Source organism: Mucilaginibacter sp., assembly GCF_035492695.1.
Classification (GTDB): domain Bacteria; phylum Bacteroidota; class Bacteroidia; order Sphingobacteriales; family Sphingobacteriaceae; genus Mucilaginibacter.
In genome coordinates, this window is the sequence record NZ_DATJJC010000017.1 from 150128 (window position 1) to 163530 (window position 13403).

Here is a 13403-nt window from a genome sequence, read left to right on the forward strand (position 1 = left end):
AGCAATTGCTTGTAAGTGTTCACGGAAAACGCAAAAATGGGGCACTTTTTGGTGATGATGATTTTTGGATATGCTGATAATGAGAGGATTGTACCCGGCTTGTGTTTGGCAAGCGGCGGTAGCGTGAACACCTGCTAACAGATGAAAAAGTTCATAAACAGGCAGCATGCCAACATTTACAATTAAATTGGATAATATTGTATTGTAAATACGTTTACTTATCCCATGAAAAAGGCGTTGATCACTGGCATTACCGGGCAGGACGGGGCATACCTGGCTGAGTTTCTGCTTAAAAAAGGGTATGAAGTGCACGGCGTCAAAAGGAGATCGTCTTTATTCAACACCGACCGTATCGACCACCTTTACCACGATCCGCATGAAACCGGGGTAAAATTCAAGCTTTATTATGGGGATATGACCGATTCGACCAATCTTATCCGTTTGGTACAGGAGGTTCAGCCGGATGAGATCTATAATCTTGCTGCCCAAAGCCATGTCAAAGTGAGCTTTGACACGCCCGAATATACTGCCAATGCTGACGGTGTAGGGGTATTGCGATTACTGGAGGCCGTCCGGCTATTGGGGATGGCGGAAAAAACGCGTATTTACCAGGCATCCACATCTGAGCTTTACGGATTGGTGCAAGCAGTTCCGCAAAGCGAAACCACACCATTTTATCCCAGGTCGCCTTATGCGGTTGCTAAATTATATGGCTATTGGATCATCGTCAATTATCGCGAGGCTTACAATATGTACGCCTGCAACGGTATCCTGTTCAACCATGAAAGCCCGGTGCGTGGCGAAACATTCGTGACGCGTAAGATAACCCGCGCGGCGTCGAAGATCGCCCTTGGTCTGCAAAACTGCCTGTATGTGGGTAACCTGTCGGCCCAACGCGACTGGGGTCATGCAAAAGATTATGTCGAAGCGATGTGGCTGATGCTGCAGCAGGATAAGGCCGAAGATTTTGTGATAGCTACCGGCGTAACCACTACCGTGCGCGATTTCATAAGATCATCGTTTGCCGAATTAGGGATAGAAATAGAATTCAGCGGTAAGGACGAACGCGAGAAGGGTGTCATCATCGATATTGACCAGGACAAAGTAACTGGGCTTGGTTTAAACGCCGACGCATTAAGATTTGGACAGACGGTAGTAAAGGTAGATGCGAAATATTTCAGGCCGACAGAAGTTGAACTGCTGATAGGCGATGCGACGAAAGCAAAAGAGAAACTGGGCTGGGTGCCAAAATATGATCTGGAGGCGCTGGTAAAGGATATGGTGTATGCTGATCTTCAGTTAGTCAAAAAAGATGATTACTTGACAAAGGGTGGATTTAAGACCCTAAACTATTTTGAATAAACAAGGTTATTATAAAACTAAATAAACCTCTATGAGAAAATTATTTACCCCTATACTGATATTCGTCCTTTTTTCGGGCGTTGCCAGCGCGCAATCGGAATATCAGCCATACTCATACCAGTTCTACCAAAAGCTTAATCCTGATATTTATAACACACAATCGCGTGCGCACACTGCTCTAAAGCCTTTTTTTATCGACGACAGCCTGGTAAAAACCCATTATGATGCGCTAATGGGGTTAGGCGCAGACAGCGGAAAACATAGCTGGGCGCACCGCAAATTATTCAATGAGCACCTTTTCGATGTTCGGGAAAAGGACTATACCTTTTTTGCTGATTATCTGCCAGATCTGACCATTGGGAAGGATTTTTCGGGGAGTAAAAATACCTGGCTGAACACACGCGGCTACCAGGCAGGCGGTACCATAGGCGGTAAATTTTACTTTTACACTAGCGGTTTCGAGAACCAGGCTGTTTACCCTGAATATCTTAACACTTATATAAACCAAGTGGGGCAGGTGCCGGGCCAGGGTTACGACCGCAGCTCCGGGAAAAATACGAAAGACTGGTCGTACGTAACGGCGCTGATCTCTTATACACCTGTAAAATACCTTAATATTACGCTTGGACAGGATAAAACTTTTATTGGGGATGGCTATCGCTCGATGTTGTTGTCGGATGTTGCTGCGCCATACCCTTTTCTGAAATTAACAGGTAAATTGGGCAATGTGCAATATATGGCTATGTGGGCCTATATGGACGATCCGCTGGCGCCAAAGTTCAATTCGTTTGGTGATGACCGCAGAAAATGGGGCGTGTTTCATTATTTAGATTGGAATGTGAGCAACCGTTTTTCGGTAGGTTTCTTTGATGCGGTGATATGGGCCGCTGCTGACGACCAGGGACATCCACGGGGCTTCGATTTCCAGTATGTTAATCCTATCATATTCCTGAGGCCCGTTGAAGCGCAAAGCGGTTCGGGTGATAATGCCCTGATAGCTATGACCAGTAAATACAAGATCAGTAATGGTATTACCGTTTACGGGCAATTTTTACTTGACGAGTTTATTTCCAAGGAATTTTTCTCAAGCGATGGCAGTTCGCGCAATAAATATAGCTGGCAGCTGGGCATCAGGGGTGGCGATATGTTCGGCGTAAAATCACTGAGCTATTTGTTCGAGACGAATAACACTAAGCCATACACTTACTCAGAACGGTCGGAGATCATCAACTATTCGGAGCAGGGCGAACCCCTGGCGCATCCATGGGGTGCAAATTTCCGCGAATTTGTGGGTCTGCTGAACTATACTTACAAACGGTTTGATTTCTCGGGCGAGGTGGATTACGGGCACTACGGTCTTGACCTTAAGGACGTAAATGGCAATACGATCAATTATGGTAAGGACATTTTCCAGGTGTATATTGACCCGGCACGGGAATTCGGCAACTACACAGGTCAGGGCCTGACTACCAATATGATCTATCTTGAAGGTAAAGTGGCTTATCTTCTCAATCCGAAATATAATTTAAGAATTGAGCTCGGGGGTATCATCCGTGACGAAAAGAATGCGCAATTCCACGACAAGACGGCCTGGTTTACGATTGGATTAAGAAGCTCGTTCAGGAATTTATATACTGATTTGGCCAGTTATAAAACACATTAGGCTGCGCTGTTATGAAGCGATAGTATGGGCATTTCTGCGGATGCCCATATTTTTTACCTGCTTAACAATAGCGGCAGCATCATAACCGCATTCGGCCCAAAGTTCAGGTTGTTCGCCGTGTTCAACAAAATGATCTGGAATACCCAAACGGATCACTTCAGCCTGGTAATTATTGTCGGCCATAAACTCAAGCACTGCACTTCCTGCACCACCGTCAACGCAGCCATCCTCCACGGTAACCACCTTGCCGAATTTCTTAAACACCTCGTGCAGTAATGCCTCATCCAATGGTTTTGCAAAGCGAAGGTCGTAATGGGCGGGATAAAAGCCGTCGTTATTAAGTTCGGTTGTCGCCTTAACTACTTCGTTGCCAATAGCGCCTATGGAAAGAATTGCGACGTCTTCCCCATCGCAAATTTTGCGGCCTTTGCCAACAGGTATGGCCTTCATCGGGCGCTGCCAGTCAACCATCACACCTGTGCCACGGGGATAACGAATTACAAATGGCCCCATGTTTTCCTGCTGGGCAGTGTACATCAGGTTACGCAGTTCTTCTTCGTTCATGGGCGCAGATACCGTCATATTTGGTATGCAACGCATATAGGCAAGGTCGTAAGCGCCGTGATGCGTTGGGCCGTCGGCGCCGGCGATACCAGCACGGTCGAGACATAAAACCACATTCAGCTTTTGTATGGCCACATCGTGTATCACCTGGTCGTAGGCCCTTTGCATAAAGCTGGAATAGATATTGCAAAAAGGCACAAGACCCTGTGTTGCCAAACCAGCCGAAAAAGTTACCGCATGTTGTTCGGCAATACCTACGTCAAAGGCGCGCTCGGGCATGGCTTTCATCATCATATTGAGTGAACAGCCTGAAGGCATGGCCGGGGTAATGCCCATTATCTTCGGGTTTTGCTCTGCCAGTTCAATAATGGTATGGCCGAATACATCCTGGTATTTTGGGGGCTGTGGTTTTTCAGCTTTACTTTTCTTGATCTCGCCGGTTATTTTATCAAACAAACCCGGAGCGTGCCATTTGGTCTGGTCCTTTTCGGCTAATGCGTAACCTTTGCCCTTTACCGTAACGCAATGCAAAAGCTTTGGCCCGGGTATATCACGCAGGTCGCGCAGCACACGCACCAGGTGTTTTACGTCGTGCCCGTCTATCGGCCCGAAATAGCGGAACTGCAGTGATTCAAATAGATTACTCTTTTTTAGAAGCGTACCTTTGATACTTTTCTCGATCTTCTTGGCCATTTTGAAGGCATCGGGACCGATGGAAGATATCTTAGTAAGCACATGAGCTATATCATCCCGGAAACGGTTGTAAGGTTTCGAGGTGGTAATGTCGGTCAAATAAGCCTTTAATGCACCCACATTCGGGTCAATCGACATGTTGTTGTCGTTCAATATAACCAACAGGTTTGAATTTTCTATACCAGCATGGTTCAGCGCTTCGAAAGCCATACCGCCGGTCATAGCGCCATCGCCGATCACGGCTACGTGCTGGCGGTCAGTCTCTCCCTTGTAGCGGGAAGCCACAGCCATACCCAGCGCGGCCGAAATGGAGGTAGAAGAGTGCCCAACGCCAAAAGTATCGTATTCGCTTTCCGAACGTTTTGGGAATCCGCTTATACCGCCATACATACGGTTGGTATGAAAAATATCGCGGCGGCCGGTCAGTATCTTATGTCCGTAAGCCTGATGTCCAACATCCCAAACCAGCTGATCGTAAGGCGTATTCAGGATATAATGCAGTGCAACGGTAAGTTCAACCGTACCGAGGCTTGCACCGAAATGGCCGCCATTTACCGATACTACATCAATGATATATTGGCGTAATTCCTGGCAAACCTGTTCGAGCTGTTCTTCGGTAAGTTGCTTTAAATCAGACGGGTAGTTTATTTTTTGTAGTAAATCTCCAGCTGCTACCTGCATTGATATCCTTTTAAAAATTCAACTTACAAAAGTAAGCTATTTTAATGTTATTATTTGCGAAAAAAGGCCGTAATAATGTATTTAACACTGCGGGCCCTATTAGTTTAAGCACAGATAATAATAGCGAATTTGCCTTAGCGGTCGCTAAGAAAGTTTTCCACTTTATTTTCGCAATCTTAATAACTTTTATGGCGATACCCGGTTATTAGCGTATACTTTTGGGATTGATATGATTGAAGAGAGTTTCGAGATAAAGTTACCACAGTTTGAAGGGCCGTTCGACCTGCTGCTGTTTTTCATTGAAAGGGATGAACTGGATATCCAGGATATTCCTATCGCCCGCATAGCGGACGACTTTCTGAATTATATCCACCAGATGAACAGCCTGAACATGGAGCTGGCCAGCGAATTTATTTTCGTTGCGGCCACGCTGATGCGTATCAAGGCAAAAATGCTGTTGCCACGTTACGAGGCGGAAGAAGGCACGGAACACGACCCGAAGGCAGAACTGATACGAAAGCTGATAGAATACAAGAAATTTAAGGAAATATGCGAATTGTTGCGGCCTTTGGAGGACGACCGTTTTAGGCGCGAGAAGCGCGGCAATATAGCGTATGATCTGCAGCAGGTAGATAAAGTGACTGTGCCGGGCGAGGAGCTTTCCGAGATCAGCCTGTATAAACTGATGAATGTGTATGATAAAGTGACCAAACGCTTTTTGAACCGGAGCGAAGAAGTGACCCATACCGTTGTGCAATACCCTTATACCATAGAGGAGCAAAAAAAAGCTATCAACGATTTGCTGGCAATAAACCAGCGACTTGACTTCAAATCAATCGCCAACCGTTCGGAGAATAAGGTGCATTTTGTATATAATTTCCTGGCGGTATTGGAAATGTTGCAGCAAGAGATCATCAAGATACAGATCGGGTTGGGTTTCAATAACTTTTGGATATCTGCCAGGTAGTTACCAGCGATCGGTGATCAGCGATCAGTTGTCGCCGATTCCTGTCAAATTCGTCATAACAAACATTTTCCTTTCTGCAAAGCCGGGCGGAAATCACGGCATGTCCCGTTCAAAGGCTAATTCGCTATGTTAACAACTGTATTTTACTCACACAGCGCACTAATTAACTAATCACTAATCACTAATCGCTCAATCTTTGCTAAATTAGCGGCGTTTTTAGCCCCCATATGAAAAGAGACAAATTAATATTTAAGCTGCTGGATGAAGAACAACAGCGCCAGGAAGAAGGCATTGAACTGATTGCGTCGGAAAACTTTGTTAGCCGCCAGGTAATGGAGGCAGCAGGCTCCGTTGCTACCAACAAATATGCCGAAGGCCTGCCCGGAAAGCGTTATTACGGCGGTTGCCAGGTAGTTGATGAGATAGAAACCATCGCTATTGAAAGGGCAAAGCAGCTATTTAATGCCGAATGGGTGAATGTTCAACCGCATTCAGGCGCGCAAGCTAATGCCGCAGTAATGCTGGCCTGCCTGCAGCCCGGCGACAAGATATTAGGATTCGACCTTTCACATGGCGGCCATTTAACCCACGGTTCGCCGGTTAACTTTTCGGGTAAATTGTACGAGCCGCATTTTTACGGCGTAAAAAAGGAAACCGGGCTGGTGGATTACGATCAGCTAAAAAAAGTTGCCCTGGCCGAAAAACCAAAAATGATCATTTGTGGTGCGTCCGCTTACTCGCGCGACTGGGATTACGAGTTTATCCGCAAGGTAGCCGATAAAGTGGGAGCTTTGGTCCTGGCTGATATATCGCACCCGGCCGGGCTGATAGCAAGGGGCCTGCTGAACGATCCGTTGCCGCATTGCCATATTGTTAGCACCACCACACATAAAACCCTTCGCGGCCCGCGTGGGGGCATTATTATGATGGGTAAGGATTTTCCAAACCCATTTGGGCAAAAAACCCCAAAGGGAGAGGTGAAAATGATGTCGGCAGTGTTGGATATGGCTGTTTTCCCGGGTACGCAAGGCGGACCCCTTGAACATATCATTGCCGCCAAAGCAGTAGCATTTGCTGAAGCTTTAAGCGAAGACTATATGAAATATATCGTTCAGGTGAAAAAGAACGCCGCCGCCATGGCTAAATCATTTGTCGATCGCGGTTACGAACTTATTTCGGGGGGTACAGATAACCACCTGATGCTGATCGATCTGCGTAATAAAAATATCACCGGTAAAGCTGCCGAGAACGCCCTGGTAGCTGCCGATATAACCGTAAATAAAAACATGGTTCCGTTTGACGATAAGTCGCCGTTTGTAACTTCGGGTATCCGCGTGGGCACCGCTGCTATTACGACGCGCGGCTTAAAAGAAAAGCAAATGGACCTGATAGTTGAACTCATAGATGCTGTAATAATTGATCCCGAGAATGAACCTTCTTTGCGTAAAATACGTAAAAGGGTGCATAGGTTAATGGAATCGTTTCCATTATACCGGCAAAAGGGCTCGGATTAATTAAGTGAATAAACAGCAATTAACATTCTCAGAAGATAAACGCTTAACGGCTCTGCGATCATACCCGGTCCTGGAGACATCGCCGCACAAGGAACTTGACGCTATTACCCGTCTTGCCTCTTTTGTGTGCAAGGCTCCTATTGCGCTTGTCACTTTTATCGATGCCGATAGACAGTGGGTTAAATCGAGCGTTGGCATAGATATCAAGCAGGTTCCGCGTGTTGATTCCTTTTGTAACCATGCCATCACGGGTGCCGGTATACTCGAAGTTGAGGACCTTTGCGAACACGAAATTTTTAGTAAAAACCCTTTTGTTGTAGAAGAACCCCACGTGCGGTTTTACGCCGGCGCACCGCTTATCGATCCAAATGGTTTCAGGCTGGGCGCATTGTGCGTCATGGATACCGTTCCCCGGAAACTGGACAGCGAGCAACTGATGTCGTTACGTACTCTAGCCGACAGCGTGGTGTCGCACCTGGTGAGGATCCAATATAAAAAGGAGCTAAAGGCCAGCACTGTCACCAACAACGACTTTTTAAGCTTGTTCAATACATCGTCCGTTATCCATTGTTTGATGGATAAGGAATTCCGGATAGAGATGGTGAATAAGGCCGCTGCTACTATTTGGGGCTATAAGCCATCGCAGCTTATCGGCGATGTTTTCTGGACATTCTTTTCTGAAGGGATCACGGTGTCGGCCAGGCAACAAATCAAGAATGGATTAGCAAAACAACTAAAGACATTTGAAATTAAAACCCCGGTTTTAACAAGCGGCGGTGGCGTAAAATGGCTTATATGGCAACTGATATTCAAAGATAATAAGTGGTATGCCACCGGCCGGGATGCAACCCTGCAAAAAAAGGTGGAGACCGAACTGGATATCCTATCATTCGCGGCAAAAAAATCGCCGAGCGGTATTGTAATGCGCGATAACGAGGGAAGGATCATCTGGTTTAATGAAGCCCTGCAAAAACTACTGGGTTATTCGCTCGACGATGTAAGGGGCCAAACCGTTGGCACGCTCGTTATTGGCGAAGAAACGGATATGGCCGTGTATAGCGGGGCGGTTGAAGCCTTTAAGGAAAACCGGGCCTACGAAATAGAACTCAAAGTATATAAGAAAGACGGCAGCCCGATATGGGTGTCTATTGCCAATAGTCCATTGTTTAACGAAGATGGCAGCGTGGAGCGCCACATCAGCATGATGGTGGACATCAGCGAACGTAAGGAAGCCGAAAAAGAGCTGAAATTATTATCGCTTGTGGCCAGCAGCACTACCAGCGGAGTTGTGATAAACGACAACAAAGGCAAAGTGGAGTGGGTGAACAAGGCTTTTGAAACCATAACCGGTTACAGTATTGCGGATGCGAAAGGAAGGCCCCTTGGCGATGTGCTGAGAGGTGAACTAACGGATGTTTCTATCATTCAGAAATCACGCGAGCTTTCAAGGAATAAGCAATCATTTGAGGTCGATTTGCTGGTTTACCGCAAGGATGGCCTGCCGCTATGGATATCCGTCATTAATTCGGTGATACTGGACGGCGACGGCGCAGTTGATAAATACATTGAAGTTATTATAGATATAACAGCTAAAAAGAAGGCTGAAATAGAATTAATAGCGGCGAAAGAAGAGGCCCTGCAGCTAAGCCGGGCCAAGGATATGTTCATATCGGTGATGAGCCACGAGATACGCACCCCGCTGAATGCAGTGATCGGTATGTCGCACTTATTGCTGGATGATAATACCGAAGAGATACACAAGGAAAACCTGGGCATACTCAAGTTCTCCGCCGAGAATCTGATGACGCTCATTAACAATGTGCTTGATTTTACCAAGATAGAAACAGGCAATATCGAGTTGGAAAGAACCGCGGTGGAGCTGCAGGAGCTTGTGCAGGGTATTACAAGTTCGATGCAGTTTAATGCGAGCGAGAAAAAGATTTACCTGAAACATTCCATAGACGAAGCTGTACCAAAGACCGTAATTGGCGACCGGACACGTCTTTGCCAGATATTACTGAACCTGGTAGGTAACTCGGTGAAGTTTACCGAAACGGGTGGCGTAACCATTGATCTGCAGGTTATCGGGCAGACTAACAGCTATGTAAAAATACGTTTCGCCGTTTCTGATACTGGTATAGGCATTGCAAATGACAAAATAAACACCATCTTTGAGTCGTTTAAACAGGCCGAATCTGATACCTCGCGCAAATATGGCGGTACAGGTTTGGGGTTAGCTATCACCAAGAAACTTATAGAGTTACACGATGCCACAATTCATGTGGATAGCGTTTTAGGAAAAGGATCGACTTTCTGGTTTACAATAAAATTTGACAAGGAGCACGCAAGTGCTGTAAATGACAATAATAAAGTGGAAACAGGTTTACAATTAAATGTACTGGTTGTTGATGATAACCAGATAAACAGGTTATTAATTAATAAGGTGCTTACCAAGTGGGGCGCAACTATTGAGTTTGCCGAGAACGGGCAGGAAGCGGTGGAAAAAGTAGAAAGCAACCCTAACCTGGATGTTGTTTTGATGGATATACATATGCCGGTAATGGGCGGCCTCGAGGCTACCCAGATCATCCGTTCAAAGGACGAAGCGTACTATCAGCAGTTGCCTATTATTGCGCTTACCGCGTCGATGCTGAACAGCGAGATCAACGAGATCAACAGCTCGGGTATGAACGACTATATCCTGAAACCGTTCGACCCGAAAGGATTATATGACAAGCTGGTGAAGTATCAGAAGGTTAGTTAACCGGTGATTGGTTAATCAACTATCTTGCAAATCGCTTCAATCCTGAAATCGTGTCCTATTCAGCGTAAGCTATCGTAGCGATACTGAGTTTCAATCCCTCAACTTTAAGTAATTCGGTACCGCATGCCTCTAAGGTGGAGCCGGTAGTTACCACATCATCAACAAGCAATATATGCTTGTTTTTTAGTTTTTCGGGGTCGCTGACTAAAAACACTTCCTGCATATTTTCGAAGCGCGAGAACCGCGACCGGTGCGTTTGGGTTTCAGTCGCCCTTACACGCACCAGGTTGTTTTCTGCCACTGGCGCGCTTAGTTTCTCTGAAATACCCTGGGCAAAGCAGGAGCTTTGATTGTAACCCCGCTTGCGCAACCGGCTTTTATGCAGCGGCACCGGAATAATAAGATCTACCGTTTTAAAGACAGGGCTTAAAACTAATTGCTCCCCTGCAATGTTGCCCAGCATGTTGCCTATCTTTTGCACTCCCTTGTATTTGAACTGGTGCATCAGGTGCTGCATTTTGCCGCCTTTTACAAAATAGCAAAGTGCATAGGCGGCTTCGGCATTCAGTTTACCCCAAAATTGCTGCGCTACAATATTGTCAGGCTTTAAATGAAAATTGGTAAAAGGCAAACTGAAACGGCAATCAGTGCAGATCAAATCTTCACCGGCAACCAGGCTTTCACCGCATGCCTGGCAAAGCTCGGGGAATAATAAGGCGACAAAATCGGCAAGATACCCTGCTTGTAATTTCATGCCTCAATTTAAGAGTTTTCTTTAAGAACTAACGGTTTTCGCCTTTTCTTTAATAGCCAACTGCCCGCACGCTGCATCGATATCCTTGCCCCGGCTGCGGCGGATATTAGTGATTACACCCTGGCTGCGCAGGTATTCGGCAAAGGCTTCTATCTTGTCCTCGCCTGCGTTCAGGTAATTGGCGAATGAGATAGGGTTGTATTCTATAATGTTTACTTTACACGGCACATGCTTGCAGAATTTCGCCAGCTCCATGGCATCCTGTAACTCGTCGTTAAAATCATTAAAGACGATGTATTCATACGTTACCGGGTTCTTCGTCCGCGCAAAATAATATTTTAATGCCTCTGCCAATGCCTTTAGCGAGTTTTGCTCGTTTATCGGCATAATGGTATTTCGCTTGTCATCATTTGCAGCGTGCAGCGATAGGGCCAGGTTAAATTTCACCTCGTCGTCCCCCAGCTTTTTGATCATTTTGGCGATCCCGGCTGTAGAGACAGTGATCCTTTTAGGCGACATATTAAGCCCGTCTTCGGCAGTAATTCGTTCAACCGATTTAAGCACATTGCTGTAGTTAAGCAGGGGCTCGCCCATACCCATATATACTATATTCGTTAAAGGAATACCGTAATTTTCTTTTGCTTGTTTATCTATCAGCACCACCTGGTCGTAGATCTCATCGGGATTCAGGTTACGCTTGCGCTCCATATACCCTGTTGCACAGAATTTACAGGTAAGGCTGCATCCAACCTGGGATGAAACGCAGGCGGTCATACGCTCGGGTGCAGGTATCAAAACGCCTTCTATCAGGTGGCTGTCGTGTAAAACAAAGGAATTTTTTATAGTTTTATCGGCGCTAAACTGTGAGTTGTTAATTTTTACATTATTGATTAAAAAATTTTCATCCAGTTTTTTGCGCAGTTCTTTTGAAATATTGCTCATTTCGTCAAACGAAATGCATGACTTTTGCCAAAGCCACTCATAAACTTGCTTTGCCCTGTAACTTTTTTCGCCCATTTCGGTAAAATGGTCTGCCAGCGCGTCTGCACTTAAGCTACGTATATCTACCTTACCTTTTGTTGCCACGCTGCAAAGTTACTTAATTTAAAATCAATGCCTTTTTGCGGCCTTTTTTAATTACCGTAAAAAGAACAATAGATGCTAAATATTGTCTTATTTAATCAGGTAGGGCATTTTTTGCACTATGATCGGATGGGGCATATTAAACTAAGTTGAATGAAAATTTTTAGAGCCGATTACGTTTTTCCAGTTTGTGCCGATCCAATCAAAAACGGGGTTATTACCGTCAACGACGAAGGTAAGATCATTTCCGTTTCAAATAATCACGACTCAAATGATAAATCAGTTGAGTATGTAAAAGGGATAATTTGCCCCGGATTTGTCAATACACATTGTCATCTCGAGCTTTCCCATTTAAAGGATAAAATACCTCCGCGTGAAGGCCTGATCAACTTTATCAAGAATATCCAGTTGGTGCGAAATGCTGACGCTGGCGTGATAACTGATGCTGCCGTAAAAGCGGATAAGGAAATGTATGATAATGGCATAGTAGCTGTAGGCGATATTTGTAACAGTAATATTACAATACCTGTCAAAGCCCAGAGCAAAATATATTACCATTCCTTTTCAGAAGTATTTAGCTTTCAGCCGGCACGGGCGCAGGAAGTTTTTGACAAGGCGCTCGCCCTGTCGAATGAGTTCAAACCTGGCTCCGGTTCAATAACTCCGCACTCGCCCTATTCGGTGTCAAAGGAACTATACCGGTTAATAAAACAATACTGTGAAACTGGCACCAATCTCCTGAGCATACACAACCAGGAAAGCGACGAAGAGAATAAGTTCTTTCGTTATCGTTTGGGGGGCTTTCTTGACCTGTACGATCACTTTGGCATTGATATCAGCCATTTTAAATCGCAGGCGCGCAATTCCCTCCAATCTATTATACCGCTGTTAACCAATAAGCAGGAAGTGCTGCTGGTACATAACACCTGTACCAACCTAAAGGATATTTATTTCATTAAACGGTTCGATACCAAAGTGCATTTTTGTTTCTGCCCGGGAGCAAATCTTTACATTGAAGACAAATTGCCTAAGGTGGAACTTTTTATCGATCAGGGATTCAATATCACGCTTGGTACGGATAGCCTGGCGTCGAACACTAAACTTTGCATACTGAACGAAATGCGCTTGCTGCAGGAACGGTTCCCGGTATTGAGTACCGAAAGGCTCATCCAATGGGCAACTGTTAATGGCGCCAGGTATTTAGGAATAGCTGACGAAAAAGGCACGATAGAGGAAGGTAAAACGCCGGGCCTTAACCTGATCACCGGCCTGGATAACCTTAGGATCACATCGGCCACCAAAGTAAGGCGCTTGATTTAAATGGTGTAGGTTGTAAATATTGAATAAGGTCTAAACAG

At 45.5% G+C, this 13403-nt stretch carries 9 protein-coding genes; 6 read left to right on the plus strand and 3 right to left on the minus strand.

Translation table 11 applies throughout. From position 1 onward, the window contains the following. The first annotated feature begins 225 nt into the window (after positions 1–225). Both gmd and VL525_RS11655 read left to right on the plus strand, forming a co-directional pair. Complete coding sequence (gene gmd, locus VL525_RS11650; protein WP_325386666.1) at positions 226–1362, plus strand: GDP-mannose 4,6-dehydratase; 1137 nt, start codon at positions 226–228, stop codon at positions 1360–1362. A gap of 31 nt (positions 1363–1393) precedes the next feature. Then, complete coding sequence (locus VL525_RS11655; protein ID WP_325386668.1) at positions 1394–3025, plus strand: gliding motility protein RemB; 1632 nt, start codon at positions 1394–1396, stop codon at positions 3023–3025. A gap of 9 nt (positions 3026–3034) precedes the next feature. Here VL525_RS11655 and dxs read toward each other — a convergent pair whose 3' ends face one another. Further along, positions 3035–4963, minus strand: coding sequence for a 1-deoxy-D-xylulose-5-phosphate synthase (dxs, locus tag VL525_RS11660; protein WP_325386670.1), 1929 nt, complete (start codon positions 4961–4963; stop codon positions 3035–3037). A gap of 229 nt (positions 4964–5192) precedes the next feature. Between dxs and VL525_RS11665 the strand changes: the two genes are divergently transcribed. From VL525_RS11665 to VL525_RS11675, 3 genes are all read left to right on the plus strand, one after another. Further along, positions 5193–5930, plus strand: coding sequence for a segregation and condensation protein A (locus VL525_RS11665; protein WP_325386672.1), 738 nt, complete (start codon positions 5193–5195; stop codon positions 5928–5930). Positions 5931–6157: 227 nt separating this feature from the next. Next, positions 6158–7444, plus strand: coding sequence for a serine hydroxymethyltransferase (glyA, locus tag VL525_RS11670; RefSeq protein WP_325386674.1), 1287 nt, complete (start codon positions 6158–6160; stop codon positions 7442–7444). A gap of 4 nt (positions 7445–7448) precedes the next feature. After that, complete coding sequence (locus VL525_RS11675) at positions 7449–10208, plus strand: PAS domain S-box protein (RefSeq protein ID WP_325386676.1); 2760 nt, start codon at positions 7449–7451, stop codon at positions 10206–10208. A gap of 55 nt (positions 10209–10263) precedes the next feature. Here VL525_RS11675 and VL525_RS11680 read toward each other — a convergent pair whose 3' ends face one another. Both VL525_RS11680 and rlmN read right to left on the minus strand, forming a co-directional pair. Then, positions 10264–10962 (minus strand): ComF family protein, encoded by a 699-nt coding sequence (locus VL525_RS11680; protein ID WP_325386678.1) that lies wholly within the window; start codon positions 10960–10962, stop codon positions 10264–10266. 21 nt (positions 10963–10983) lie between these two features. After that, positions 10984–12048, minus strand: a complete 1065-nt coding sequence (gene rlmN, locus VL525_RS11685) for a 23S rRNA (adenine(2503)-C(2))-methyltransferase RlmN (RefSeq protein WP_325386680.1) — start codon at positions 12046–12048, stop codon at positions 10984–10986. Between the two features lie 150 nt (positions 12049–12198). On the opposite strand from rlmN, the gene VL525_RS11690 reads away from it, so the two are divergent. Further along, positions 12199–13365 carry an amidohydrolase family protein gene (locus VL525_RS11690; protein ID WP_325386683.1) on the plus strand — a complete coding sequence of 389 codons (1167 nt, stop codon included), beginning with the start codon at positions 12199–12201 and terminating at the stop codon, positions 13363–13365. Positions 13366–13403: the final 38 nt, after the last annotated feature.